17 protein-coding genes, 11 pseudogenes and 1 riboswitch are annotated in these 25,930 nt (G+C 67.4%); of the genes and pseudogenes, 14 read left to right on the forward strand and 14 right to left on the reverse strand.

Annotated features, from left to right (window positions below; genetic code table 11):
• Positions 1-44: 44 nt before the first annotated feature.
• The 4 genes and pseudogenes from AD017_RS34175 to AD017_RS32650 all read right to left on the reverse strand — a co-directional run.
• Positions 45-287: pseudogene (locus AD017_RS34175) on the reverse strand (IS3 family transposase); the annotation flags it as partial.
• A 16-nt stretch (positions 288-303) separates the two neighbouring features.
• The gene (locus AD017_RS32640; RefSeq protein ID WP_060577557.1) at positions 304-813 is read right to left on the reverse strand and encodes an IS110 family transposase; all 510 of its coding nucleotides are present in this window, start codon (positions 811-813) and stop codon (positions 304-306) included.
• Between the two features lie 84 nt (positions 814-897).
• Positions 898-1,722, reverse strand: a complete 825-nt coding sequence (locus tag AD017_RS32645; protein WP_145982858.1) for an IS3 family transposase — start codon at positions 1,720-1,722, stop codon at positions 898-900.
• Complete coding sequence (locus tag AD017_RS32650; RefSeq protein WP_060577558.1) at positions 1,719-2,030, reverse strand: transposase; 312 nt, start codon at positions 2,028-2,030, stop codon at positions 1,719-1,721. Before AD017_RS32650 ends, AD017_RS32645 begins: the two co-directional genes overlap by 4 nt.
• Positions 2,031-2,260: 230 nt before the next feature.
• Here AD017_RS32650 and AD017_RS32655 point away from each other — a divergent pair.
• From AD017_RS32655 to AD017_RS32670, 4 genes and pseudogenes are all read left to right on the forward strand, one after another.
• A pseudogene (locus tag AD017_RS32655) lies at positions 2,261-3,550 on the forward strand (IS701 family transposase); the annotation flags it as partial.
• A gap of 261 nt (positions 3,551-3,811) precedes the next feature.
• Positions 3,812-3,878, forward strand: a riboswitch (guanidine-III (ykkC-III) riboswitch).
• Between the two features lie 9 nt (positions 3,879-3,887).
• On the forward strand, positions 3,888-4,202 hold the full coding sequence (locus AD017_RS32660; protein ID WP_060577632.1) for a multidrug efflux SMR transporter: 315 nt from the start codon (positions 3,888-3,890) through the stop codon (positions 4,200-4,202).
• Positions 4,202-4,579, forward strand: coding sequence for a multidrug efflux SMR transporter (locus AD017_RS32665; protein WP_060577633.1), 378 nt, complete (start codon positions 4,202-4,204; stop codon positions 4,577-4,579). The genes AD017_RS32660 and AD017_RS32665 overlap by 1 nt, the downstream gene beginning before the upstream one ends.
• Before the next feature lie 277 nt (positions 4,580-4,856).
• Positions 4,857-6,140 (forward strand): annotated as a pseudogene (locus tag AD017_RS32670) (IS256 family transposase).
• 270 nt (positions 6,141-6,410) lie between these two features.
• On the opposite strand, the pseudogene AD017_RS32675 reads toward AD017_RS32670, so the two are convergent.
• From AD017_RS32675 to AD017_RS32685, 3 genes and pseudogenes are all read right to left on the reverse strand, one after another.
• Positions 6,411-7,190 (reverse strand): annotated as a pseudogene (locus AD017_RS32675) (IS256 family transposase); the annotation flags it as partial.
• A gap of 176 nt (positions 7,191-7,366) precedes the next feature.
• Positions 7,367-8,794, reverse strand: coding sequence for an alkaline phosphatase PhoX (locus AD017_RS32680; protein WP_060577559.1), 1,428 nt, complete (start codon positions 8,792-8,794; stop codon positions 7,367-7,369).
• A gap of 78 nt (positions 8,795-8,872) precedes the next feature.
• Positions 8,873-9,199, reverse strand: a pseudogene (locus AD017_RS32685) (transposase); the annotation flags it as partial.
• Between AD017_RS32685 and AD017_RS37665 the strand changes: the two are divergent.
• Positions 9,167-9,276: pseudogene (locus AD017_RS37665) on the forward strand (IS5/IS1182 family transposase); the annotation flags it as partial. The pseudogenes AD017_RS32685 and AD017_RS37665 overlap by 33 nt on opposite strands.
• Positions 9,277-9,704: 428 nt before the next feature.
• Here AD017_RS37665 and AD017_RS32690 read toward each other — a convergent pair.
• Positions 9,705-10,549: pseudogene (locus AD017_RS32690) on the reverse strand (IS5 family transposase).
• A gap of 325 nt (positions 10,550-10,874) precedes the next feature.
• On the opposite strand from AD017_RS32690, the pseudogene AD017_RS32695 reads away from it, so the two are divergent.
• Positions 10,875-11,444: pseudogene (locus AD017_RS32695) on the forward strand (FAD-dependent oxidoreductase); the annotation flags it as partial.
• On the opposite strand, the gene AD017_RS34180 reads toward AD017_RS32695, so the two are convergent.
• The gene (locus AD017_RS34180) at positions 11,412-11,753 is read right to left on the reverse strand and encodes a transcriptional regulator (RefSeq protein ID WP_082399725.1); all 342 of its coding nucleotides are present in this window, start codon (positions 11,751-11,753) and stop codon (positions 11,412-11,414) included. The pseudogene AD017_RS32695 and the gene AD017_RS34180 overlap by 33 nt on opposite strands.
• A gap of 277 nt (positions 11,754-12,030) precedes the next feature.
• Between AD017_RS34180 and AD017_RS32700 the strand changes: the two genes are divergently transcribed.
• The 6 genes and pseudogenes from AD017_RS32700 (at position 12,031) to AD017_RS32725 (ending at position 16,998) form a co-directional block, all read left to right on the forward strand.
• Complete coding sequence (locus AD017_RS32700; RefSeq protein WP_202968842.1) at positions 12,031-12,450, forward strand: helix-turn-helix domain-containing protein; 420 nt, start codon at positions 12,031-12,033, stop codon at positions 12,448-12,450.
• 63 nt (positions 12,451-12,513) lie between these two features.
• Positions 12,514-13,967 (forward strand): annotated as a pseudogene (locus AD017_RS32705) (DDE-type integrase/transposase/recombinase).
• Complete coding sequence (locus tag AD017_RS32710) at positions 13,960-14,772, forward strand: ExeA family protein (RefSeq protein WP_060573909.1); 813 nt, start codon at positions 13,960-13,962, stop codon at positions 14,770-14,772. The pseudogene AD017_RS32705 and the gene AD017_RS32710 overlap by 8 nt, the downstream one beginning before the upstream one ends.
• Positions 14,773-14,951: 179 nt before the next feature.
• Complete coding sequence (locus tag AD017_RS32715; RefSeq protein ID WP_145982869.1) at positions 14,952-15,242, forward strand: hypothetical protein; 291 nt, start codon at positions 14,952-14,954, stop codon at positions 15,240-15,242.
• Between the two features lie 18 nt (positions 15,243-15,260).
• Positions 15,261-15,695: pseudogene (locus AD017_RS32720) on the forward strand (TraM recognition domain-containing protein); the annotation flags it as partial.
• A gap of 139 nt (positions 15,696-15,834) precedes the next feature.
• A complete protein-coding gene (locus AD017_RS32725; RefSeq protein WP_227013410.1) occupies positions 15,835-16,998 on the forward strand; it encodes a S9 family peptidase in 1,164 nt (387 codons plus the stop codon).
• A 516-nt stretch (positions 16,999-17,514) separates the two neighbouring features.
• Here the strand turns inward: AD017_RS32725 and AD017_RS32730 are convergent.
• The 3 genes from AD017_RS32730 to AD017_RS32740 form a co-directional block, all read right to left on the reverse strand.
• A complete protein-coding gene (locus AD017_RS32730; protein WP_060577564.1) occupies positions 17,515-18,987 on the reverse strand; it encodes an FAD-binding oxidoreductase in 1,473 nt (490 codons plus the stop codon).
• Between the two features lie 198 nt (positions 18,988-19,185).
• Positions 19,186-20,232, reverse strand: coding sequence for an aldo/keto reductase (locus AD017_RS32735; RefSeq protein ID WP_060577565.1), 1,047 nt, complete (start codon positions 20,230-20,232; stop codon positions 19,186-19,188).
• A gap of 67 nt (positions 20,233-20,299) precedes the next feature.
• Positions 20,300-21,322 carry a methyltransferase gene (locus AD017_RS32740; RefSeq protein WP_060577566.1) on the reverse strand — a complete coding sequence of 341 codons (1,023 nt, stop codon included), beginning with the start codon at positions 21,320-21,322 and terminating at the stop codon, positions 20,300-20,302.
• Positions 21,323-21,507: 185 nt separating this feature from the next.
• On the opposite strand from AD017_RS32740, the pseudogene AD017_RS34185 reads away from it, so the two are divergent.
• Together AD017_RS34185 and AD017_RS32745 are read left to right on the forward strand one after the other, a co-directional pair.
• Positions 21,508-21,729 (forward strand): annotated as a pseudogene (locus AD017_RS34185) (helix-turn-helix domain-containing protein); the annotation flags it as partial.
• A gap of 276 nt (positions 21,730-22,005) precedes the next feature.
• A complete protein-coding gene (locus AD017_RS32745; protein ID WP_060572134.1) occupies positions 22,006-23,229 on the forward strand; it encodes an IS110 family transposase in 1,224 nt (407 codons plus the stop codon).
• 5 nt (positions 23,230-23,234) lie between these two features.
• Here the strand turns inward: AD017_RS32745 and AD017_RS32750 are convergent, their stop codons facing one another.
• Positions 23,235-24,638, reverse strand: a complete 1,404-nt coding sequence (locus tag AD017_RS32750) for a condensation domain-containing protein (RefSeq protein WP_060577567.1) — start codon at positions 24,636-24,638, stop codon at positions 23,235-23,237.
• 88 nt (positions 24,639-24,726) lie between these two features.
• Positions 24,727-25,881 carry a 3-deoxy-7-phosphoheptulonate synthase gene (locus AD017_RS32755; protein ID WP_227013412.1) on the reverse strand — a complete coding sequence of 385 codons (1,155 nt, stop codon included), beginning with the start codon at positions 25,879-25,881 and terminating at the stop codon, positions 24,727-24,729.
• Between the last annotated feature and the right edge of the window lie 49 nt (positions 25,882-25,930).

Below are 25,930 nucleotides of genomic sequence, written 5' to 3' on the forward strand. Positions count from 1 at the left end.
CTCGGCTCGTGCGGTGTCACGTGTTTGACGCACCATGGTCGTCGCTACGTGGGCTGCGGTTCCCCGAGGTCGTGGAGGGGTTCCCTATGCCGCGTCTCGGGTGAGGGCGCGGCGTTCTCGTAGTTGATTGGTGAGAGCCCACCCGCGGCGCTGTGTCGTCGCCGGTGGTTGTAGAAGCCGTAGCACCAGTCGATGACCACAGCCCGCGCCCTGCTGGTGGTGTCGAAGTCGTTGCGCGAGAGCACTTCCCACTCCAGGCTGGAGAAGAACGCCTCCGCCGCGGCGTTGATGCTCCTATAGTTGTCAAGCGACGAGAGACAATTGTTTCGTCTCTTTGTGGGGTGCCACGAGGGTCCGGTATATCTCTCGGACGAGGTGGCGCTTGAGACAGCGCAGGATCTCCTTCGTCGTCCGGCCTTCGCGGGTGCGGCGCTCGACGTAGGCGATCGTGGGCTCGTGGAAGCGCATGCGGACGACGAGGATCCGGTGCAGGGCGGCGTTGGCCTGGCGCCGCACGCTGCGGTCACCCCGGTTGACCTCGATGACCTGGTGGCCCGTTCGGCGCAGGAACGAGGCGAGCCCGGCGCCGTAGGAGCCGGTGCCCTCGATGCCGAACACCACCGGCACGTCGTCCTTGTCGCCGGCGAGCCCGTGGGCCCAGTCGCGTAACTCGGTGTAGCCCCCGCGGTTGACGGTGATCGTGGTCGAGCCCAGCAGGGCCCCGAGCTGGTCGAGGGCGACGGCGACGTGGAGGTGTTTGTGAGTGTCGACGCCGACGACGATGCGCGGGCGGGTGTCGTGCGGGATCCTCATCGGTGACTGCGTGTCCTCTTCCCGGGGGCGTGGTCGACAGCGCGCCGGGCGGGCGGGACAGGACTGTGATGGGACCTGCTGAGATCAGGCTCCTATGAGGTCACTGCCCGCTCGGTGCGCCACCAGTGGCGGTGTCGCCCAGTCGGCCGACAGATCAACGCCAGGGCACCGAGAGGGCCAGTCGTAAGCACGGATCAGACCGACCAGGCGACGAACACCAGTCTCACAGTCGTAGCTGTCCCCTGTGGATCCGGTTGAGGGTGCGACCCCGGCGTCGACCAGGCGTTGGGTGAACCGCAGCGCCGTGTACTGGGCTCCCTTGTCGCTGTGGAAGATCAACTGCCCGGGTCGTAGGTCCCGTGAGCGCAGGGCGTGGTTGAGCGCGGTGAGCACCAGCGCGGTGGTGGCTCGCGGGTCGGTGGCCCAGCCCACGACCCGGTTGGAGAAGGCATCCCGCACGCTGGCCAGCCACAGCACTCCCTCACCGGTGACGATCCGGGTCAGATCGGCGACCCAGACGCGGTTCGGCGCGGTCGCGGTGAAGTCGCGTTCGAGCAGGTCCGGCGCCGGGCGATGTGACGGGTTCTGGCGGGTGGAGCCGTGTCTCCAGCCGCGGCGCAGGTGCGCGCCCTGCAGCCCGTGGGTGCGCATGATCCGCTCGACCCGCTTGCGGCCCACGTGCACGCCCTGGCGGCGTAGCTCCAGCCACACCCGCGGGGAGCCGTAGGTGGTGGCGAACTCGTTGACCGAGCGGATCTTCACGATCTGCTCGAGCAGCACGGCGTCGTCGAGCTCACGCTGCGGCGGGGCGGCGCGGCGGGCGCGCCAGTCGTAGTAGGTCGAGACCGGCACGCCGAGGACCCGCAGTACGAGACCGGCGGGGAAGTCATGGGCGTCGACGAAGCTCATGACCACCTCCGGGTCAGGCCGATCTCGCTGGCGAAATAGGCGCTCGCCGCGCGCAGGACCTCGTTGACCCGCCGCAGCTCGGCGTTCTCGCGCGCGAGCCGGCGGTTCTCACCGACCATGTCGGTGCTCGGCCGGTCGTCACGTTCGCCGTCGTCGGCCTCGGCCTGCCGCACCCAGTTGCACAGGGCCTCGTGATGCACCCCGAGCTGCTCGGCGAGCCCACGGAACGTCGGGCGAGGGTCGGACTCCCGATACAGCCGAACCGCGCGTTCCCGCAGCTCATCGGGGTACTTCTTCGGTGCAGCCACCAGTGCCTTCCTTCCTGGCCCTCAAGATCGAACCAGTCTTCAGACACTCCGCCAAAGCGGGGGAACCTCAGTTGAGAATCCCGGCCCATCCTCGATCGTTACGCCAAGCAGGCAGGTGGCTAGTACTCCAGCCGTAAGTCGTGATCTTGCGGCGTGGCGGTCCCAGACGTGGGACGGCCACCGCGTGATCCTCGTCCGTTGTGTCGACATCTGAAGATCAAGCGGTGGCCGTGAGCCACAGGGTAGAGCCCGACTGGTGGTCTGCGGAGGCCGACCGGCTCCTCGATCGGGTCGCGGGGCGGTTTCCTCGGGTAGAGACCCGCCGCCGGGCCCGCGGGTTCTTGTTCGGGCTGCTCGCGGAGCTGCCGCGCAAGAACTGCTGGAGCATCGCCGAACACGCCGGCGACACCGATCCACACGGCATGCAGTACTTCCTGGGCCGAGCGAAGTGGGACACCGACGGCGTCCGCGATGACCTGCGCGACTACGTCACCGGACGGCTCGCCGACACCGACGCGGTGCTGGTGGTCGACGAGACCGGCGACCTGAAGAAGGGCAAAGCCACGGTCGGGGTCCAGCGCCAGTACACCGGCACGGCCGGACGGATCGAGAACGCCCAGGTCGCGGTCTACCTCGTCTACGCCGCCACCCGTGGCCACGCCATGATCGACCGCGAACTCTACCTGCCACGCTGCTGGACCGAGGATCCCGAGCGGCTCGAGCAGGCCGGGGTGCCGGACGAGATCGAGTTCGCGACCAAGCCCGCACTCGCGGCCGGGATGCTGACCCGGGCTCTGCGCGCCGGTGTCGCGGCCCGCTGGGTCGCCGGGGACGAGGTCTACGGCGCTGACCCCGACCTACGCGCCGAGTGCGAACTCGCTGGGATCGGCTACGTGCTGGCCATCGGTTGTGACCGCCGGATCCCGACCGCGGCCGGCCCGATCCGCGCCGACCGGTTGGCCGCCGAGCAGCCCCGGCAAGCCTGGCAACGTCTCTCCGCCGGCGCGGGGGCCAAGGGTGAGCGCCACTACGAGTGGGCATGGATCGACCACACCGACCCCGCACTGCGCGACGACCCCCTCGACTCTCGGCGTTGGTCGCTGCTGATCCGCCGCCACCGGCGCACCGGGGAGCTGGCGTTCTACCGCTGCTACAGCCCGGAGATGGTGCCGCTGCGCGAACTGGTCCGCGTCGCCGGACGCCGCTGGGTCATCGAGGAAGCCTTCCAGACCGGCAAGGGACTTACCGGCCTCGACGAGCACCAGGTGCGCCGCTGGACCTCCTGGCAGCGCTGGACGCTGCTGGTCATGCTCGCTCATGCCCTGCTCGCCGTCATCGCCGCTGACACCGGCTACAACCCACGTCCTCCAGGTCTGATCACGTTGACCTGCAACGAGATCCGGCACCTGCTCGTCCGGCTCGTCATCGAACCAGCCCGCCAGCTGACCTGCCCGTGGGCCTGGTCGCGATGGCGGCGACGACACCAACAGCACTCCCGATCCAGCCACTACCAGCGTCAGAACGACTCCGAACATCCACAACGATCTACGGCTGGAGTACTAGCCGGTCGGCCGGAACCCGTCGCGCGGGACCGCCCGGGTGTGACTGCGGTTACGGCGACCCTCGCAGCGGTCCGCTTACGGCTCCGGCCGGAATCCAGCGCCTCGCATGGGCCAGACGCGGGCGAACTCGAGCGCCGCCGCAGCCACAGCCGCATGAACACGCTGGAGGCTTCGGTCACCACGGAGCGCTTACTCGACTCTGACTTGCTACGTTTTACCGCGAAGGCTGGAGAAGTCTTGCGGACGAGGTGAACCAGTACCCGCGCAGCGACAAGACTGGTTCAGGGAGTTCATGATGGCTTGGGGCATCTTAATCGCGTCCGGCGTCCTCGAGGCGGTATGGGCGACAGCACTGTCGGCCTCGGACGGATTCAAGCGTCGCAAACCGACGATCGTCTTCGCTGTCGCGCTCGTGTTCAGCATGATCGGTCTTGCCGTGGCAATGCAGAGCCTGCCCACCGGTACGTCGTACGCGGTCTGGGTCGGCGTCGGCGCCGTGTTGACCGCCGGATGGGCGATCTTCCGCGGCAAGGAGACGGCCACACCAATGAAGGCGATCCTGCTCGCCGGGCTGGTCGGCAGCGTCGTCGCGCTCAAGGTCGTGTCGTGATGAGCTGGATCATCCTGGTCGTCAGCGCAGTGTTCGAGGCAGTCTGGGCGACCGCACTCGGACAGTCCGATGGGTTCAGCAGGCCGGCCCCGACGGTGGTCTTCGTGGTCTTCCTGGCCCTGAGCATGATCGGATTGGCGCTTGCGATGAGTCGTATCCCGGTCAGCGTCGCGTACTCGGTCTGGATCGGGATCGGCGCCGTGCTCACCGTCGCCTACGCCATGGTGACTGGCGGCGAGCAGTTCACCGCGGCCAAGGCCGTCGTGCTGACCATCCTGATCAGCTGCATCGTCGGTCTGAAATTCACCAAGGCCCCCACTCCGACCACTGAAGCGACGGCTGAGGCGTCGTCTGTAGACGCCGAGCAGCCGAAGTAGGATGCACTGGACCAGAGCTGCTGTCGCGTAGCGGCGGCAGCGGCCCGAGTCGCCCCACCCGTCAAGCCAGCGCACCATCGCGGACGAAGACGACGCTGGTCAACTCGACGGACCGACGGCGCCGCCAGAACAACGACTCGGCGACTTCGTATCGCGGTTCACCGGCGAGCAATGCTTGAGACCTGTGGATGGCCGGGGAGGGGTCGTACCCTCCCGGTGATCTTGACGGTCCTTAAGCAAGGCCGGCGCGCAAACGCCGGCCGGAAGGGTACGACCCGTGCTCACAGTAGTTCCCGAACCCGATGGCGGCGACGAGTCCCGCCGTGAGCACCGCCCGGCCGTGATCGACGAACTGGTCCGCGAGGGCGCCCGCCGGATGTTGGCCGAGGCGTTGCAGGCTGAGGTCGACGGCTACATCGCCCGCCACGCCGGGGAGCGCGACGAGCACGGTCGCCGGCTGGTGGTACGCAACGGTTCCCACCAGCCCCGCGACGTGCTCACCTCGGCCGGAGCGGTCGAGGTGAGCGCACCCCGGGTGAACGATCGGCGCATCGATCCCGACACCGGGCAGCGACGCCGGTTCTCCTCGGCGATCCTGCCGCCGTGGTGCCGGCGCACCCCGAAGATCACCGAGGTGCTTCCGCTGCTCTACCTGCACGGCCTGTCTTCGGGGGACGTCGTACCCGCGCTGGGGCAGTTCCTCGGCTCCACGGCCGGGCTCTCCGCGGCCACAGTCACCAAGCTGACCGAGACCTGGAAGGCCGAGCAACGCGCTTTCGCCGCCCGCGACCTGTCCGGAGTGGACTACGTCTACCAGTGGGCCGACGGGATCCACGTCAACATCCGCCTCGAAGAACACAAACTGTGTCTGCTCGTGCTGATCGGGGTCCGCGCCGACGGTCGCAAGGAACTCGTCGCTCTCGCTGACGGCTACCGCGAGTCGACCGAGTCGTGGGCAGACCTGCTGCGCGACTGCGCACGGCGCGGCATGCGGGCCCCGGTACTCGCGATCGGCGACGGGGCGCTCGGGTTCTGGGGCGCGCTGCGCGAGGTCTTCCCGGCCACGCGGGAGCAGAGGTGTTGGTTTCACAAGATCGCCAACGTGCTCGGCGCCATGCCGCGCTCCGCCCACCCTGGGGCGAAGAAGGCGCTGGCCGAGATCTGGAACGCCGAGGACCGCCGTTACGCCCTCGACGCCGTGAAGTCCTTCGAGGCCGCCTACGGGGCGAAGTTCGCCAAGGCGGTCTCCAAGATCACCGATGACCTCGACCAGCTGCTGGAATTCTACGACTACCCGGCCGAGCACTAGCAGCACCTACGCACCACCAACCCGATCGAGTCCACCTTCGCCACCGTCCGGCACCGCACGAAGATCCCGAAGGGGCCGGGATCCCGGGCGGCCAGGCTGGCGATGGCGTTCAAGCTGATCGAGGCCGCCCAGGACCGCTGGCGCGCGGTGAACGGCCCGTACCTGGTGGCACTCGTCCGCGCCGGCGCCACGTTCACCGGCGGCCAGCTCGTCGAACGACCCGACGACCACCACCAACCGGAAGCCGCCTAAAGATCTTCACCCACAGATCTTGACGATTGCTCGATGCGGCACCGCTACGAGCGTGACGGGCTGTGGGGCCTGGTGGATCAGCGTGTGGCCCGAGCGTCGGCGGCGCCCGGGGCCCGGCTCGACAGGCGGGTCGTGGAGGCCACCCGCCAGGCCATCGACGAGGAGACCGACCGCTCGACCGGGACCGTGGCCCGGTTGCGCCGACGAGTCGACGATGGTTTCCGGGGCGATCACCGGGCGGGCTGCAGCGTGTTCGCACCGCCTGCCGGGCCCTTTGAGGCCGTCGCAGACCAGGAAGAGCACGTCACGCACGCCGCGGTTCTTCAGGTCGACCAGCACGCTCATCCAGAACTTCGCGCCCTCACCGCCGACGCCCGTCCACAGCCCCAGCACATCCTTGCAGCCGTCCACGGTGACGCCGATAGCGGCGTAGACCGGCCGGTTGGCCACCTGACCGTCCCGGACCTTGACGTGGACAGCGTCGATGAACACCGCGGCGTACACCGAATCCAACGGCCGGCCGACCCAGTCATTCATCTCGGCGACGACCTTGTCGGTGATCCGCGAGACCGTCTCCTTCGACACCGCCGCCCCATAGAAGTCAGCGAAATGTGCGGAAATCTCCCCGGTCGTCATTCCTTTCGCATACAGCGACAACACGACCTCGTCGACATCCGTGAGGCGCCGCTGACGCTTCTTCACGATCTGCGGCTCGAAAGTGCTGGCCCTGTCTCTCGGAACGTCGATCTCCACGTCACCCGCGGCATCCGAGAGAACCGTCTTCGAGCGGGACCCGTTCCGCACGTTGGTAGATTCCCGGCCGGGGGCGGCCCGGTTCTTGTCGTGCCCGAGGTGCTCGGTCATCTCCTCGTTCAGCGCCGTTTCCCAAACATTCTTGGCGAACAGCTTCAACAGGCCGTCCGGGCCGGTCAACGCCAGCCCGCGCGCCTTCGCCTCGGCCACCATCGCCGCCGCAGCGGCACACTCCGCCGACGCCTGCCGAGCAAGCTTCGGGTCACCCTCGCTTGGATCCACAAGGTCCGATGTCATCACTGTCCGTGCCCATCTCGCCGGACCTCAGCCCGGCGTGTCGGGCCGAAAACACCAACCTTGGAACAGTCCCAGGCGGCGCATCGCGACGAGGTCGGGCGGGAAGACGCGGGCGCTGTCGAGCAGGGTTGATCGGGGACGAGTCTTGGTTCCCATGGGCTTGTCCGGCATCGAGCCTACGGCCGGATGATCCCGGGTGGGCCAGTCGGGTGCCACGGCCCGGTGATCGCCAGCACCAGGCCGGGAGTCTGGATGCCGGCGAACAGCCACCGCCGGTCTGGGCTGAACGTCGGCCCAGCGAACTCGCTGTTGTTGAGGTCGTTGCGGGCCAGCGTGTACGCCGCGCCGAACGCATCCACACCGACCAGATGCTGGACACCCATGCCGTCCTCGGCAATAATCACCCCGCCGTGCGGCGACACGGTGATGTTGTCCGGGCCATCATAGTTCGTGCCGTCCTCGGCCGGTGTGCTGTTGACCGGAAACAGCGCTTTGAGGGTGAGCGTCTGGCAGACTGGGTCGTGGAACCAGATCTGGCCGTCGTGCTCGTTGACGCTACTGTCTGCGTGGCGGGCATAGCTAGCGACGATGTAGACGCCGGTCACACCCCACCACGCGCCCTCGAACTTGCGGCTGCGGGTGATCCAGTCGGCCGACAGCTGGTTGCGGGTGGATACCGAGGCGGCGAGCCGGTCCGGGACGTCGGTCCACTCGACCTTGTAGGTGGTGCCGGGCCGTGTGGCCTCGGACAGGTCGCCGACGTGCCTGTCGCCGTCCAGCGCGCGCATGGCCTGGAACCGTCCGGCGGTGTCGCTTAGCCCCTGCAGCTCCCACTTCGTGCCGCGGAACCCATCCGGCGGGACCCAGCGGTAGAGCAGGCCGTTCGGCCGCGCTGCGTCCTCGGTCAGGTAGATCATCCGGGTGCGCGGATCCACAGCGACGGCCTCGTGCGCGAATCGACCCAGGAACCTGAGCGGGCTGGGGCTGTTGCCCTTGTTCTCCGGGCCGACCGGACTGACCTCGAAGCAGAAGCCGTGGTCCTTGGTCAAGCCGTTCGTACCGGCTTTGACCTCGGTCTCCTCACAGGTCAGCCAGGTGCCCCAGGGCGTGACACCGCCGGCGCAGTTGTTGTGGGTGCCAGCGACGGACACGTACTCGCCGACGCGCTCGCCGTTCTGGCTGACCTCGATATTCGTGGTGCCGCCGCCAGCCGCCGCGTCGTAGGTAAGACCGTCCCGGTTCGGGACCCGGTGAGGCTCCTTGCCGCTGATCTCGTGGTTGTTGATCAGGGTGTAGCCGCTACCCCGGGGAAAAGCGGCGGTGCCGTCGGTGTCGCTGGGAGTGGGCTCGCCGCCGTCGGTCAGTCTCGTAATACCCGCCTCGGCAACCACAGTGTAGCGGAACCCGCGCGGTAGCGCGAGCACCTTGCGCGGGTCGGCGAGGACCGAGCCGTAGCCGACGCCGGGGCGCAGCGACTGGGCGAACGCGGCTGAAGTGGCGACCGTGCCGACGGTTCCGACAACACCGATGCCGAGTCCGGCTAGCGCGGTCGCGCGCAGCATCGAGCGGCGGGACAACGTGCCCGGTTCCTGCTGTGCAGACATGGCCCCTCTTTCGAGTGATGGGGAGACCAGGTCACCTCAGAGGGCCGATGCGTCAAGCGGCGGAACGAACAGTGACAGCCGCCCGACATCGTGACAAATAATCCTGACATCCACGGCGAGCACGATCCACCCCTCGGTGGCCCACGGCAGCGGCAACGACGCCAGCGGCCTACAGATCCGCTCGGGTTCGACCCGGCCACGGTTGAGCGCGTCGTACACCGCCCCGTGCCCGCGCCGGTGCTCGGCCACCAGCGTCAGCTCGACCAGCGTCGTGACCGGCCCATCAGCGCAGAGCACCGCCTCGGTCAGCTCCACCAGCGCATCGGCCCGCGCCGTGAACGACGTGTAGAACTCGTGCCGGAACCGGGACAAGTCCCCGAGCGGCCCGAGTTCTCCCCGACCCATCCCTGGGGGTGCCACCGTCGCAAGGGTCCCGGACCGGGTCGTATTCGATCATGTGATCGCCGCCCTGGTACATGACCGTGCCCGACCTCGGCCCTGTCATCGACTCGCCGCTGCTCGAACCCACGCTAGCCGGGATCCCGGACATGATCGGCCCGCTAACGCAAGCATGATGGTGTATCGCCCGGACGAACGCGACCAGGCCCTGGCCGTCGCGGCCGACCGGGTCGCGCAGTGTCCCGAGAGGGTCTACCGTAACTCGGTGCTGCGTGAACGCGCGGTCGAGCTGGCGACCAGGGCCCATCAGCAGTTCGTCGAGCACTTCGGGCCGCCCTCGTCGTCTTCGACACGGCGAGGGCACAGCCCCACCTCGCCGCCTACCTACAGACCCGACTCGCCACTGGACCCACGGGGGAGATCGTGGGTGACCGGGCGGAGGGGCTCGCAGACGGCACCATCGCCGAGGCGATGGCCGCCGAGTTTAGAGCTCGCGCGGATTGGTTGGTGGTCACGGGCGTCGGGTAGGTCGGGTGTCCCAGCGGTGGGTGATCCAGGCCTCTGCCGGATCAGGCTACGGAGTGTGATGATCGTGTCGGCGAGGTCGAAGAATGCGTCGAGGACGGTTTCGCGGCGTTCGTAGCAGCGCTGCAGCCGGTTGAAGCCGTTGTGCCAGGCGTTCGTGCGCTCGATGTGCCAGCGGCGGGTGGCCTGGACCGGCGCCTTCTTACCCTTGTGCGCGATCTCGCCGCGCAGACCTCGTTCGGCCAGCTTGTCGCGGGTCTTGCCCGAATCGTAGCCGGCGTCGAGATGCACGGTGATCTCGTCGGGCAGCGGTCCGAGAGCACCGAGGTGGTCGAGGGTGGGGCCCAGCAGTGGGGAGTCGTGCCGGTTGGCCCCGGCCAGAACTCGGCCCAGCGGGATGCCATGGCCCTCGACGAGCACTGAGCGCTTCATGCCCAGTTTGCGCCGGTCAACCGGCGACGGACCGGCGACCTCACCACCGCCGGGGGCCTTGGTGATGGCGCCGTCGACGGCAACGTCGTGAAGCAGCAGACCGACGATGCGGTCGTAGGCGTCCAGGGCGATCCGGCGCAGCTGGGCGAAGACCCCGAGCCGGATCCACTCGTCGCGCCGCGCCCGCAGGGTGCTCGCTGAGCAGGTTCTGTCGGCGACGCCCTGATACGAGCAGCCGAACCGCAGCACCTGCAGGAGCTTGTCGAACACGATCCGATCGGCGATCCGGCGGCGGTGACACCCCCACGGATGAGTGGGCACGAATTCCTCCCGGCTAGGCAGCAGTGCGGCGAACTGGTCCCACAAGGGCTCGGTCAGCCATGATGGCAGGGCGGGCACGGAGCCTCCAGATGATCACGAAGCGTAAGCACCTTCATGATCGGAGGCCCCGTGCCCGTCCATGTCACCGGACACACCTCAGCTACCAACCCGTGATCATTCCGCGCGAGCTCTTACGGTGTTCGAGCACCACGGGACCGGCGGGTGTGACGGGGTTGACATCGAGCTGCTTTGGGTGTTGCCTCGTTAATGGTTCTAAGATCGCACCTTGATGAGCGGGTGGCTGTTGCCCGAGTTGCACGGGAGGCCCCACGCGGGCCCGGCTGCAACTCGGTACGACTACGGCGACCTCATCCGACCGGCCGTTTCCTCAGGAGGAAGTTCCATGGCCATCTCCAGCAACGGCCACGTCTCGTCCCACGCCGATGGAGCTGGCAAGCTGCGCGGCTACTCCGCGTGGAGCCTGTTCCAGAAGGGGCTCTTGGGTGGGGAGTGGCCGCGGGTCTGGCGTGAGCACGAGCTGGCCGACAGCTACGACGTGGTGATCGTCGGTGGTGGTGTGCACGGCTTGGCGACCGCGTACTACCTGGCGGTCAACCACGGCATCACCAACGTCGCCGTGCTGGAGAAGTCCTATATCGGCAGCGGCGGGTCGGGGCGGAACACCGCGATCTTGCGGTCGAACTACCTGACCCCGGAGGGTGTGCGGTTCTACGACCGGTCGGTGAAGCTCTACGAGCATCTGGCCGCGGAGCTGAACTTCAACGTGATGTTCTCCCAGCGCGGGCATATGACGTTGGCGCACAACGACTCTTCGTTGCGGACGATGCGGTGGCGGGCCGAGGTCAACAAGATGCAGGGCGTCGACTCCGATGTGATCAGTCCGGACAAGATCAAGGAACTGGTCCCGCACATGGACACCTCACCGTATGCGGGCGCTGGTTTGCTGGCGGCCTTCGGTGGTGAGGCGGACCCACGTTCGGCGGACCGCGCCGCTCGGTTCCCGCCGCGAGGTGGTCAGGCCAGCGGTGGCGAGCGCCTTGAGCTGTTTGGATAGGGCCGAGTCGGTCAGTCCCACCCGATCGCGGACGAAGCCGAACTCGACCTCGCCTGCCGCGAGAAGGGTGGCAGTGATGCGCAACCGGGTTGTTCGCCGACGCTCCTCGTGACCACGAGTTGAGCGGGGTCCGTCGTTCGCGGTGACGACGCGGTGGGGGCGGGTGCGGGGCCCGATGGCGTTGGTGTGCGACGACAGCGTGATCATGTCGGGCCGTCGGTGGAGGCGGTGGGCCCTCCCGGTCGGGGTACCAGCCAGTCCCGGGAGGGCCACCTCAGGCGCGCGGGAGGCGCCCGTGGTCACGGTAGGCAAGAACGTCGTAGAGGTTGAAGCCCGGCTGGTGGCCGGTCGGCTGGAGTGCCGGTGTGGGGGTCGGCTGCGGCCGTGGGGGCATGCCCGGGCGCGGGTGCTGCGCGGGACGGGTGCGCTCGGGTGGCGGCTGCGGCCGCGTCGGGCGCGGTGTTCGGGCTGCGGCACCACGCACGTGCTGTTGCCGGTGGGGGTGCTGGCCCGGCGCGCGGATCTGGTGGCGGTGATCGGCGCGGCGTTGGCGCTGGCCGCGACCGGGTGGGGGCACCGACGGGTCGCCGAGCGGGTAGGTCGGGCGGCGGGAACGGTGCGCGGCTGGCTGCGCCGGTGGCGGGCCCGGGCCGAGGGGCTGCGCGTGGAGTTCACCGCGCTGGCGGCGGCGCTGGATCCGTTGGCCGCGATGCCCGATCCGGCCTCGTCCGGGACGGGGGATGCGGTCGCGGCGCTGCTGGCCGCGGCGGCAGCGGTGACCCGGCGCTGGGCCGCGACGGTGGACGGGTTGTCGCCGTGGGAGCTGGCCGGCGCGGTGACGTCCGGGCGGCTGCTGGCCCCGCCGAGCTCGACGGAGTCGATCAACACCAGATGCCCCTGGTGAGGTGATCACTCCGGCCACGACGCTCCGCGCGGACGATCTTCGACCGCGACAGAGGAGTGATCGGTGAGCCAAACCGACAACGACGCACGCCGCCGAGCCGAGCGGGCCCGGCGGGTGGCGCTGTTTCGCTACGAGTTGATCCAGGAGGTGATCGACCCGACGCTGACCGCGCGCCAGCGCGGGAAGCTGGTGCGCGAGCTGGCCGAACGGGCGCATCCGGGCCCGTTCGCCGAGCCGGTGCAGGTCACCCGGCACACCATCGACCGGTGGGTCCGGGCCTGGCGGGTCGGCGGGTTCGAAGCGCTGGTGCCCCAGCCGGCCAAGGTCACTGCCCGGACCCCGCCCGAGGTGCTCGCGACGGCGGCGGCGCTCAAGCGGGAGAACCCGGGCCGCACCGCCGCACAGATCACCCGGATCCTGCGCGCCCAGTCCGGTTGGGCCCCCAACGAACGCACCCTGCAGCGCCACTTCGAACGCCTCGAGCTGGGACTGATCGTCGACGAGGCCGGCCACGAGCAGCGGCTCACCGCGGCCCCGGCGGCCTTCGGGCGCTTCGAGGCTGACCGTCCCGACGAGCTCTGGGTCGGCGACGCACTGCACGGCCCGCAGATCGCCGGGCACAAGGTCTACCTGTTCGCGTTCCTGGACGACCGGAGCCGGGCGGTGATGGCCGCCCGGTTCGGGTTCTCCGAGGACACCGTGCGGCTCGCGGCGGCGCTACGCCCGGCGCTGGCCTCGCGCGGAGTCCCCGAAAGCATTTATGTCGATAATGGTTCAGCGTTTGTCGACTCGTGGCTGCTGCGCGGCTGTGCCAGCCTCGGCATCAAGCTGGTCCATTCCACCCCGGGCCGACCCCAAGGCAGGGGAAAAATCGAGCGCTTCTTCCGCACCGTCCGGGAGCAGTTCCTCGTCGAGATCACTCCCGATCGGGCCGCCGAGATCGCCGATCTGGCCGAGCTCAACCGCTTGTTCACCGCCTGGGTCGAGACTGAGTACCACCCCCGCACCCACTCCGAGACCGCGGGGTCGCGCCGATGGCGCGCTGGCTCGACGGGCTGGCTTCCCCGTTGCCGCGGCCCACCCCCGCGCAGCTGCGCGAGGCGTTCCTGTGGTCCGAGCACCGCACCGTGGCCAAGACGGCCACGGTCTCGCTGCACGGCAACACCTACCAGGTCGACGAACTGTTGGTCGGGCGCAAGGTCGAGCTGGTGTTCGACCCGTTCGATCTCACCGAACTGGTGGTGCGCTATTCCGGGCGCGAGTTCGGGACCGCGGTCGCCCACCACATCGGGCGCCACGCCCACCCCAAGGCCCGCCCCGAAATCCCCGACACCACCCTGGAACCGACCGGGATCGACTACCTACGGCTGATCGACACCACCCACACCGAACGGCTCGAAGGTCGTATCAACTACAGCGCTCTGCTCGAGCGCCACCACTCCAATACGCCGGTCGAACCAGAATCAGTCGAACTCACCATCCCGGAACTTCAGGCGCAGGAGACTCAGGATGATTGACCAGCTCAGCGGCTACTTCGGATTTTCCCGCACCCCATTCGGCCGTGACCTCGCGCCGGGAATGCTGCATCGTCACCACGCCCACGGCGAAGCGGTCGCCCGCATCCAGTGGTGCATCGGCGAACACGCCCTCGGAGTGATCACCGGCGAGGTCGGGGTCGGCAAGACCGTCGCGGTCCGCGCCGCGCTGGCCGGCATCGACCCCGCCCGCCACATCGTCATCTACCTCGGCAACCCCGACGTCGGCACCCGCGGGATCCAGCACGCCATCGTCACCGCCCTCGGCGGGGTTCCCCGCCCGCACCGGGCCACCCTGATCCCGCAAGCCCTCGACGCGCTGGCCACCGAGTACGCCGAGCGGGGCCGTGTCCCCGTCGTGGTCCTCGACGAAGCCCACCAGCTCTCCCACGAGCAACTCGAGGGGGTGCGGATGCTCACGAACCACGACATGGACTCCAGCAGCCCGCTGGCCTGCCTGCTCGTCGGCCAACCCACCCTCCGCCGCAAGATCAAGCTCGGGATGCTCGCCGCGCTCGACCAGCGCATCGCAGTGCGCTACCACCTCGGCGGCATGACCGGCGACGAAACGGTCAGCTACCTTCGCCACCACCTCACACTGGTCGGCCGCTCGGACACACTGTTCTCCGACGACGCCGTCTCACTGATCCACACCACCAGCCGCGGCGCGCCAAGGGCGGTCAACAACCTCGCGCTGCAGTCGCTGCTGGCCGCCTACGCCGCCGACAAGACCATCGTCGACGAGTCCAGCGCACGCACCGCCGTGACGGAGGTGACGACAGAATGACCACCACCGCGACAACCTGACCACCAGCCCCGCCCGGCACCCAGCCCGGCGGGGCTACTCATGTCGCACGGTGAACATCGCGGACGTCACCGACATGGACACGACGAACGTCGCGCAACACCGCGTCGGCGGTGTGGATGTCGGTGCGCCGCGTCGTCGGAGCCTGGACCGACCCGCGAGTGCGGGAGCTGCTGAGCCCGGCCCGCGGACGTGGTCTCGATGTACGCAGGTTCATCGGCCAGGGCGGCTCGCTGTTCCTCATCGCCGACCAACAGCAAGCCGCGGAGGCCGTGCCGGTCTTGACCGCGCTGGCCGAACACTTCCTGCGCACCGCGCAGGACATGGCCAATGACTACCGGCGCGGCGGGTCGACCCGCCAGTCACCGTGGTGTTCGACGAGCTGGCCAACGGCACCCCGGTCCCACGGTTGGCTGAGGTCATCTCCGACGCCGCGGGACGAGGAGTCGTGATCCACCTGGGCCGCGCAGTCCCTCGCCCAGCTCGAACGGCTCTTCGGCTCCGTCGGCGAGCGCGAGGTGCGCGACAACACCACCACCCTCACCGCCTGGGGCGGGATCAAAGACGACCGCACCCTGCAGTGGCTGTCCGACATCTGCGGAACCTACGAACGCACCCGCCGCCAGAGCCACGCCGACGGGCTGTTTAGCCGGGAACGCCACAGCTACAGCACCGAAACCGTCCCGGTGATGCGCCCCGGACAGATCCGCGAGCTGCCCTCCGGGCAGGTACTGGCAATCCACCGAGGCGTCCGCTGCTTCGTCGCCCACGCCGTCGACGTCACCCAGCGGCCCGACAGCACCCAGATCGATGCCGACGTCGCCACGCTGCGCGACGGCACCGCGATCCCGATCGACGACCGCGGCTACCGCACCGGATCCCCGCACAGCGAGCGAAGGACCTAAAGCCATGGCCAGCCCACAGCAGCAACCCGCGGCAGCCCTGGGCCGTCGCAGCGTGGTCGTGGGGCGGGCGTGCAGTGCGGCGCTACTGGCCGCGGCAGTGCTCTGCACTCCCTCCATCACCCTCGCTACCGGGTCCCCTGTGGCACTCGAGCGCGCCGCGGGCTGGAAGGTCCCCACCGCACCGAGCCAAGACAACGACTCACAGGACGACGATTCCCCGGCCAGCGACACACAAGCCCCGAACCCGCTAGTCCTCGACGGCGGCGACCAGGTCGACGACGTGCAGAGCTGGGAGCAGCAACGACGTCCCGAGCTGTTGGAGGCATTCCGGGAACACGTCTACGGCCAGAGCCTGCCCGCCCCGGAGACGGTCACTTTCGATGGTGGTGACAGCGGGGCATCCGCGAAGACGGTCACCATCACCGTCACCGGTCCCACGGGATCGGCGAGCTTCACCCTGAGGCTGTTCGTGCCCGACAGCGGCACCCCGAAGGGCACCTTCCTACTGATCGATCATCGAGGTTCAGTCGGCGACGACCCCGGATCATCGTCCGGCTACGCACCGACCGCGAAGATCCTCGAGGCCGGCTACGCCTTCGCTGCCCTCAACGCCGAGGAGGTCGCCCCCGACGACGCCGGAAGCTACCGCGAGGGCGTGATCAATGCCTTCTACCCCGCCGGTCAGGACCTGCCCTCCGACGCCGGGCGCACGATCAGCGCCTGGGCCTGGGGCGCCAGGCGAGCCATGGACTACCTCGAGACCGACCCCGACATCGACCCCAGCAAGGTCGCAGTCATCGGGCACTCACGCGGCGGCAAGGCCGCCCTCTGGGCCGGTGCCCAGGACACCCGCTTCCCCGTGGTCATCTCCAACAACTCCGGCTCCACCGGCGCCAAACTGGCCCGACGCGACGACAGCGGCGAGTCCATCTCCGCGATCACCGAGCAGTTCCCTCACTGGTTCCCCGAAACCTACCGCCGCTACGCAGGCAACGCCGCCTCACTCCCGGTCGAGCAGAACCAGCTCCTGGCCCTCATCGCACCCGGCCGGGTCGTGGTCGGTAGCGCCTCCGACGACGGCAACGCCGACCCCGAGGGCGAGTTCCTGTCCTACCTCGGCGCAGAACCGGTCTACGAGCTGTATGGCCTTGGCGACACCGGGCTGACGTCTAGGAGCTGGCCGCCGACCGAGAACAAGGGATTTCGAGGCCCGGGGATGAGCTACCACCTTCGCTCGGGCAGCCACGGCCTCGAGGAGACCGACTGGGACCTGTACCTCGCGGGAGAGCTCTTCGAGCGGTAGCTCATCCCCCGGCTGTACAGCAATCGGCTCCCACCCGCATAAGTGGGCAGACCGACTTACTGGACGATTTCTTGAACAGCACGACCCGGAAAGACGTTCGGAGATGTCACTCTCTGAAGTTGTCTGCACAGATTCCCGAGGTGCTCTGCACAGCCCAACGACCTACAGGGGTTTCCCATCGACAACCCGCCCGCTGACCTGCCCGAACACCAGGTTGGCAAGAGCTCAGTGTCGAGGACCAGGTCGGCAGTGTCGGCGGTGTGCAGGCGGGCCAACAGCAGCAGGGTGTCGTCGGCTGCGGCGAGGTCGACCCCGCAGAACGGCAAGCCCGGTCTGGTTGCTGCGGTGCGGGGGCTGGATACGGAGCTGGCCCTCGGTGGTCACATGCTCCCACCGAGCAGCGCGGTGATCCGGTCGTTGAGCGCGTCGGCATCGTCGGCGACGCCATCGAGGAGGACCTCGTCCAGGCTCGGTGCTTCGCGGCCCGCGGTCCGTCGCTCGGCCGGGAGCGGCTCACTAGGCGAGCCGCGGGACTGACAGGCCGTGCCTGAAGAAGTCGTGAAGATCGTATCGTCGTTTGACGTCCTGCAGCCGGGGAAAGTTGTGCTTGAAGTAGAGCTGATGCCACGGCGCCCCGTGGTTGAGCGACGGATCTGCGAGATCCTTGTCGGCATATCCGATGTACGCTCCATCGGACGCCCTCGGCACGCCTCCGCTATGGCGGTATACGTCACCGTAGAGCCGACGGACCCACCCGTCGTTCGCCTCATCATCGGACGCCTCGTCCCACTCCGCAACGTACGTAATTAGCATTGTGGCGTCCCGTGTCGCGGTCGCCGTGGCGTGCGGGGGCGTGTCGTTGATCCGCCCCCCATATGACTTCTGGCTCACCGAGCCGTGGAATCCTGAGTATGGAGACCGCGCGAGATAGCGATATATGATTCGCACCTGGTGGTCGTCCAGAGCCTCACTCCGGTACCCGGACTTCAGCTTGAAGCGGCTGTGGTTCCCTCCACTGTCCTGGCCGCCGCGAGTTGATGTCAGGAACGGTAGCCAGTTTCGGTGGACATGCGCGGGCGCTCCTATGCCGTTACTCATCTCGGCAATTAGTGATTCTAGTAACGATCCGGCATCCGGGCCGTGAATCTGCCCGATCATCCGGTGGCATCCTAAGTTGCGAGTGTTCAGTATGAGATCGGAATAGACCCGACTGTTCGAGTGAGTAGAGATCGCGTTTCGGGAGCACCACTCGGCGTGATTGCGGACGAGCCGGATAAAGCGGGGTTCGTCGATCCCGTCCCATGGCCACTCGCAGGAGAATTGCAGCATTCGGCTCGGGGCTTGCGGCAGGAGCTGCTCTGGGCTCGTGCCCGTGGCATTCCTGTCCCGGAACAGGTAGCGGGTGACGACGCCGAACGAGCTGCCGCCGCCGGTGAGCGCCCACCACAGATCGCGGTTTGGGTCGAACAGTTCGGATGTGGCCAAGATGATCTCGGGATGACCGTCTGCGTTGACCGTGACGACCTCGACCGCGTACAGGTAATCGACGACGAGCCCCAGGCTCCTGGAGAGAACGCCGTACCCGCCCGCGGTGACGTGCCCGCCGACGCCCACGGTCGGGCACCAGCCGGCCGGGAGCGTGACTCCCCACCCCAAGAAGAGTTCGCGATTCACGTCCTCGAGGGTCGCTCCACCATCGACCGAGAACGCACTCAGTTCGCTGTCGAACGCAACCGATCTCATTCTGGCGAGGTCGACAACGACCCCGATCTCGGGGACGTCAACGAATCCCTCAGCACAGTGGCCGCCCCCTCGGATGGCCAGTCGTCTCTGACCTCGAAACGATCGGCCGACCACCTCCGACACCTGCTCCGCGGTGTCCGGAAGATAGAAGTGCTCTGGCGCGCCTACCCGCCGGGAAAAGCCCCGGCGTGCTAGCTGCTCGTATCTCGTGTCGTCGGGACTCACGCACGACAGGGGCTGTTCCACGATTCACCTCACACTCTCGGTCAAACCGGCCCGTGCTTCCCTTAGCTTGAAGTCGAGTACCATTCTGCTGCTACGAACGCGATTCCAGACAGCTGACGCAAAATACAGATCGAATTTCTCCTGCCCCCCCGGGGGGGGCGAGAGTCCGATTCGGCTGTTCCGTCGCCCGTTCTATATCGCGCTGTCCGGCCGAGATCGTCAGCGACGCCGGAGGCTCGCATCGGTGAGTTCGGGGGCCACGTATCCAGAGTCGAAACCGTTGAACGTGACGCCCGGGGGCACGATCTTGTCGATGGCGTCGAGCATGTCCGAGGTCAACGTAACGTGCTCGGCCCCCAGCTGCGACTCCAGGTGCGACATCGTGCGCGGCCCAATGATTGGTGCAGTAATGGCCGGGTGGGCGAGCACGAACGCCAGCGCCATGTGAATCAGCGAGATCCCGGCCTCATCCGCCAGCTCGCCGAGTGCGTGGGCGGCCTCGAGTTTGCGCTGGTTGGCGGGATCGTTCATATCGTAGCGGCGGGGGAGCAACTGCTGCTGGCGGGAGGCTGGTCGCTCCTGGTTCTTGCGGTACGCGCCAGTGAGCCAGCCGCCGGCCAGCGGGCTCCAGGACAGAACACCGAGATCGTAACGCTGCGCGGTGGGAAGCAGGTCGGCCTCGGCCTCGCGGGCGAGCATCGAATACGGTGGCTGTTCGGTGACGAACCGGCCCAGCTGTCGCCGCTCCGCGACCCACTGGGCCTCGACGGTCTGGTGAGCGGGGAACGTCGAGGAGCCGAACGAGCGGATCTTGCCCGCGCGCTGCAGGTCGCTCAGCGCGGACAGTGTTTCCTCGATTTCGGTTGTGTGGTCGGGTCTATGCACCTGGTACAGGTCGATCCAGTCGGTCCGCAGCCGGCGCAGGCTGTTCTCGACCGCGGTAATGATCCAGCGGCGGGAGTTGCCACGCTTATTCGGGTCGCCGCCGGGCCAACCCATCGGCACGTCCATCGGGTTATGGAACTTCGTCGCCAGCACAACGTCGTCGCGGCGACCAGCGATCAGCGCCTTGCCAACGATGGCTTCCGACTCGCCCAGCGAGTAGGAATCGGCCGTATCGATGAAGTTGATCCCCGCGTCGAGCGCACGATGGATAATCCTGACCGACGTCTTATGATCAGGCTCACCCCAAGACCCAAACATCATTGCCCCAAGACACAGAGGGCTGACGTGCATTCCGGTGCGTCCCAACCGGCGGTAGTGCATGAGCGAACGGTAACCCCTCGTCGGGTGGTAGGTCGATCATCACCCAGTCGGCTACTCAGACAGGGAGTCAGCTGAAACGATGGCCGTCGGGCGCAATGGCGAACTCCAGCGCCATCCGACCGTCCGCGACTGGTGCGACGTTGAGCGTCTCCAGCCCGGCCTCGGCGGCGAGTCGGGTCAACTCGTCCACAGTTCTCTCCCGGCCACCGAAGCACAGCAACATGAACAGGTCGATCCCGGTGCTGGCACCGTGCCCTCGCACCGGCTCGATCAGCACGATCGCTGCGTCGTCCGCGGCGGCGTCTCGGCAGCGGACGAGGATTTGCCGGGCGTGGTCGTCGTCCCAGTCGTGCACAATGTCGGATAGCAGGTAAACGTCTGCGCCCGTGGGTAGCGGATTGAAGAAGCTGCCCGGAACGGCGCTCGCCCGGCCCTCAAGGCCAGCCGCCGCGAACCTTCGGGCCGCTGCGTCGGCGGTCGGCTTGAGATCCAGGACCTGGCCGCGCACTCCGGGGTGGGCGCGCAGGATTGCGTCGAGCACGATGCCATCTCCTCCTCCCACGTCTAGAATTTTGGAGAAGCGGCTCCAGTCGAAGCGTTCGGCAATCTGCGGCGCCTGTTTCCGGAATCGCCAGTTCATCTGGGCGTCGAAGGTGCGCCGCAGGTGCGGGTGGGCAGCCAAGTCGTCCCAGAACTCGCGTCCGTACCGGCTGACGTAGGCGGACTCGCCCGTGGTAACTGTTTTCAGGAGATCGACGAAGGCGAGCTCGCCACGCCCACCGGCGGTGTTGATATCCAGGAGGATCTTGAACCCGGCTGAGGAATCTTCGCCCATTTGCGCGCCGAGGCTGGTTGGCCAATAGAGGCCCGTCTCTGGATCATGGTCGAACACCCCGACGCTCACGAGGTGGTCGAGCAGGCAGCGAATGGCTGGGGTGAAGGAGCCGGTCTCGGCGGCGAGTTGCTCGGCCGTCGCTCCCTCGTCTCCCGCGTGTTCCACTAGGCCGAGTGTCGCAGCCACGCGTACCGACATAGGCGTGGCGAGGTCGGCTAGCGCCATGATCGACTGTGCTACCGGCTGTTGGTCCATCCTCGCACCTTATAGAACTTGATCTGAGAAAGGACCTCAGGGTTCGGAACCTCGAGGGGGATCAGCAACTGCGTCAGTTCCGCAGTTGCTTTCCGGCGGCCCCACAACCGGGAGACCCTGCATGTGGCAACACTGAAGCTGCTGTCCTGAGTCGTTGATTGTTTGTCAGTTTGTTAGGGTGCGGCATGGGTGATGGCCGCGGACCGAAATTGGCGGCGCTGGAGCTGACACAGCCTGAGCGGGACGCGTTGCAGGGATGGGCGCGACGCGGCAAGACCGCGCAGGCGTTGGCGACTCGAGCGCGGATCGTGCTGGCGTGCGAGCAGGGTCTGTCCAACAGTGAGGTGTCGCGCGAGTTGAAGGTCTCGCTGCCCACGGTGGGCAAGTGGCGCAAACGGTTCGTCAGTCGGTCAGCCTGAGTGCAATCACCGACCGGTCGGCCGCGGCGTCTTTCGTCATGAGAGGTCCCTAAGGTCGTAGGTGTTCGGGGTTGGTGCCCCGGATGCCCGGGACGACGGGGTGTGGCTGATGAGGTGTTGTCGCTTCGGTGGCTCGGAAGGAATGGCCGCCCCGTCGTGCTGGACAGGCCTGGCCACTGATTCGGATCTGTGCGGACCGTCGCTGATTAGGGACCTGATGGCGGGTTGTCCACGGGCGTGACCTGCAACGACAGGAGCCTGCGCGTGGCGCAACGGCCAGTGATCTGGATCGGGATCGACGTCGGGAAGAGGACGCACCATGCGTGCGCGATCGATACCGACGGCAAGGTGGTGTTCTCCCGCAAGGTCAGCAACGACCAGGCCGCGATCGAGGCGTTGCTGGCCCGCGCTGCGGAAGCGGCCCAGGACGTGCGGTGGGCCATCGACCTGACCTGCAGCTATGCGGCGCTGCTGCAGGTGGTCCTCACCGCGGCCGACCAGCAGGTGGTCTATGTCCCCGGTCGGGTCGTCGACCGGATGAGCGGCGTGTTCCGGGGCGAGGCCAAGACCGACGCCCGTGACGCGAAGGTCATCGCCGAGACCGCCCGCATGCGCGGCGCCGACCTCACCACGGTCACCGCCACTGATGAGACCACTGCCGAACTGGCCCGGCTCGTGGCCCATCGCGAGGACCTGATGGCCGACTGGGTGCGCGGGGTCAACCGGCTGCGTGACCTGCTCGGGTCGATCTTTCCCGGTCTCGAGGCGGCATTCGACTATTCCACCCGCAGCGCTCTGGTGCTGGTCACCGGGTTCCAGACACCCCAGGCCCTCCGGGACGCCGGCGAGGCAGGGGTGATCGAGTACCTGCGTGCCCATCGGGCGTGGGCACCGGGTATTGCTGCGATGGCCGCCACCGCGGTCGAGGTCGCCCACGCCCAGACCGTGGCACTGCCCAGCGAGACGCGGACCGCGATCCTTGTTGCCGGCCTGGCCCGACGACTGCTGGAACTCGACCGGGAGATCAAGGACACCGACAAGCTGATCACCACCGTGTTCCGCTCCCACCCGGACGCGGCGATCATCGAGTCGCTGCCCGGTCTCGGACCCATCCTGGGCGCGGAGTTCCTCACCGCCACCCACGGCGGTGTCGGCCCTGAACTGGGCGGATTCACCTCTCCAGGGCGGCTGGCCTCCTACGCCGGACTCGTCCCGGTGCCCCAGGACTCCGGCCGGATCAGCGGGAACCTGCGTCGCCCACGACGCTACAACCGCCGCCTGCGGCGAGTGTTCTACATGGCCGCACTGTCCAGCCTCAAGGTCAATGGCCCGTCCCGGGCCTTCTACCAGCGCAAACGCAGCGAAAGAATGCTTCATACCCAGGCTCTGCTCGCCTTGGCCAGACGCCTGGTCGACGTCCTGTGGGCCCTGCTGCGTGACCGGAGGATGTTCACCATCACCGCACCACAACCCGCTATCGCGGCTTGACACGGTCATTCGGATTCCTTGCGGTCGGTGGGGCCAGCCGGGTCGGCCAGGGCCGCACGAAACAGGTCGACGGCTGAGCGGTGCCCGCTGTCCGAGATCACGGACAGCGCGAACGCCTCCATAGCGAGGAGGATCTTGCGTGGCTCGGAGAAGGGAAGGAAGCAGCGATCGATCATGACGGCTGGGGCCGGCCCGCCCAAACCGCCGCGCACCTCGACGTGGAATTTATCGTCGTAGTACCGCAGGCTCTGTGGTGGATCGACGACCGTCCGCGAGGTGAGTGCGTAGATCTCCGGCTCGGACAGCAGTTCCTCAGGTCGCGACGCGGCAGCGGCGTCGCGGAAGTCGTTGTGCATTGCGTCGAACAGGGACGGGTCGACGAGCTGTTCCATTTCGTCGACTCGGTAGCAGCCCATCGAATATCCGCGGATGCTCGCCGACATGGCGCGTTGGACGATCGTGTCGAAGTCAGAGCCAGCTACTTCCACATCGAACGCGCAGGCCTGCGAGAGATTGCCGATGTAACGCTTCTCGGCGTCCGTGTATCGATTGGAAACCATGCATCGAAGCACAGTCGTGGAACGCTCGGACAATGTCGAAACCATGACTGCCGATAATGCTACGTAGACTGCCGGAGACGTAACATTATTGCGTGCGGCGACCCTGTCGAAGGCGAAGCCGAGGGCAGGAGAGAACATTACCGCACGTAGCCATCTCGGTTCACGCTCGCCATGCAACTGCCTCGAGAAGTTCGTAACCTCATTCGTTTCGACGAATCGCCGCCACCGCGCGATTGCTCTATCGTTCTTGCGGACGCCGTCCGGGCTCGTCTCGCTCAGCGCCCGCTCCACCGGTGTCAGGACCTCCCGCTCGCCATCGCGGTGGTCGTCACCAGCCAATTGTGCCGTGAACTCTTCAACCAGCCGGTTGCGAGCCAGCCCGTCGATCGATAGGTGTGAAACTACGGCCAGCAACCAGCATGGACGCCCTTCGACGTGGACGACAGCGAACCGGCACGGCAGTTCGGAAGCGACATCAAACGAGCGGTCGGCCAGGTGCATGACCATCTCGTCCAACGATCCGGCCGTCGTCTCGGTGGGGTACTCGAACCGCACCTCGACCTCTCCCGCGCCGACAACCTCCTGCGTTGCGGTCCCATTCGGCGAGTCGTAGTAGAGTGTCCGTAACCCTTCATGCCGCACCACCATGTCGCGGACGGCTGTCATGACTTCGTCCAGCGTGCGCCCATCCGGCACCTTGACCCGGAAACTGACGTTCAAATATGTGTCGTAGGGGCGGAATTTCTTGATCGCGTCCCACATTCCGAACTGCGACCATGTCATCGGCGCAATAGCTACGGTCTCGCCGACGAATCGCACAACCTCGGATTTGGCGGACGGGGCACTCATGGCGGATCTTCCTCCTTGTGCGGCGACCTCTTGCGACTGTTAGGGTTCCGACAGAGGGCCATTAACCACAGTCGATCGAGAGTCTGGCTCAGTCAGAAAGTAGCTCTGAAAATCGATCTACAAGTATATCCGCTTGCTTCGGGTTTAATCGCGGATCGCAGGCTGAGCGATATCTTGTTGGTCCCGTCGCTAAGTCTGCGTCGCCGTTCACGCATTCGCATACGTCGTCCGGCGTGATTTCCAGATGCAGGCCGCCGGGGTGCAGCCCGTGGGCCCGCAACACCGCACAGAACTGTTCGACCTCGTCGATCATCTTACTCAGCACTTGGGTCTTTAGCCCTGTCGCCGAGCGGATAGTGTTGCCGTGCATCGCGTCGGACAACCAGACGACGCGTGGCGCGTCCTCCCCCAGCGCCCGGACGATCGACGGCAGTTGCTCATCGACATGCCGGGGGCCCATCCGCACGATCAGGCTAAGCCGGCCCGGTGGGTGCCCCCGCGACAACCGGGCGACGAGTGTCGACACTTCGGACGGGGCAGCGCCCGGCCCGATTTTCACTCCCACCGGGTTCGTGACGCCGGCGGCGAACTCGATGTGGGGGCCGTCGACAGCGCGGGTGCGCTCACCGATCCAGATCGTGTGAGCCGAGGACGCGAACCGTCCGCCCCGGAACGGGTCCGGACGCAGCAGCGCACGCTCGTAGTCCAGCAGGAGCGCCTCGTGGCTGGTGTACGTGGCCGGTCCGGTCGCCAGCGTGCGCAGGCCCCGCGCAGCGTGTGCATAGGCGTTCAGCAGCCGCTGTGGGTCGGGTCGCCGGGCCTGCACCGTTGGCGTCCGGCCATTGACCGCGTCGCCAAGGTAGACGGGGATCTCGACGCCGTCGTCGCGGGTCTCTACCGGCCGGGAGCGCGGCTTGGCGTACTGCCCAGCCAGCCGACCTACAAGGATCGGTGCGCGTCCGGTGCGGCGCAACCGCGTCCCGAGCTCATACAGCTGGTCGGCCTTCGCTCGGATCCGGACCGGTGAGGAATCTGTAAACAGCTCAGCGCATTCGCCAGCCTGCAGCACAACTCGCTCTCCGCGTGTGACCGCCGCGAGGTCGTCTAGCAGTTGGGCGCACTCCTCCGGCTCGACCAGCGGTGGGAGCCACCGTAGTGTGCCGGTTGTTGCTCGCAGAGCGCCAGCATCCGGCCAGGCGGGTTGGTGCGCGCCCATGAGATCTGGTGTGGCGGTCATGGTCATCCTCCGGCTCCGTCTCGTCCCGGTGGCCGCTGTGGTAGGTACCGGTGAG

Origin of the sequence: Pseudonocardia sp. EC080619-01, assembly GCF_001420995.1 — a bacterium.
In the GTDB taxonomy this organism is placed as follows: domain Bacteria; phylum Actinomycetota; class Actinomycetes; order Mycobacteriales; family Pseudonocardiaceae; genus Pseudonocardia.

Excerpts from the sequence above, each read along its gene's own strand:
- AD017_RS32640 (WP_060577557.1), bottom strand. The coding sequence starts at position 813 with ATGAGGATCCCGCACGACACCCGCCCGCGCATCGTCGTCGGCGTCGAC.
- AD017_RS32645 (WP_145982858.1), bottom strand. The coding sequence starts at position 1,722 with ATGAGCTTCGTCGACGCCCATGACTTCCCCGCCGGTCTCGTACTGCGG.
- AD017_RS32660 (WP_060577632.1), top strand. The coding sequence starts at position 3,888 with ATGGCTTGGGGCATCTTAATCGCGTCCGGCGTCCTCGAGGCGGTATGG.
- AD017_RS32665 (WP_060577633.1), top strand. The coding sequence starts at position 4,202 with ATGAGCTGGATCATCCTGGTCGTCAGCGCAGTGTTCGAGGCAGTCTGG.
- AD017_RS32680 (WP_060577559.1), bottom strand. The coding sequence starts at position 8,794 with ATGTCTGCACAGCAGGAACCGGGCACGTTGTCCCGCCGCTCGATGCTG.
- AD017_RS34180 (WP_082399725.1), bottom strand. The coding sequence starts at position 11,753 with ATGATCACGCTGTCGTCGCACACCAACGCCATCGGGCCCCGCACCCGC.
- AD017_RS32710 (WP_060573909.1), top strand. The coding sequence starts at position 13,960 with ATGATTGACCAGCTCAGCGGCTACTTCGGATTTTCCCGCACCCCATTC.
- AD017_RS32735 (WP_060577565.1), bottom strand. The coding sequence starts at position 20,232 with ATGCACTACCGCCGGTTGGGACGCACCGGAATGCACGTCAGCCCTCTG.
- AD017_RS32740 (WP_060577566.1), bottom strand. The coding sequence starts at position 21,322 with ATGGACCAACAGCCGGTAGCACAGTCGATCATGGCGCTAGCCGACCTC.
- AD017_RS32750 (WP_060577567.1), bottom strand. The coding sequence starts at position 24,638 with ATGAGTGCCCCGTCCGCCAAATCCGAGGTTGTGCGATTCGTCGGCGAG.
- AD017_RS32755 (WP_227013412.1), bottom strand. The coding sequence starts at position 25,881 with ATGACCATGACCGCCACACCAGATCTCATGGGCGCGCACCAACCCGCC.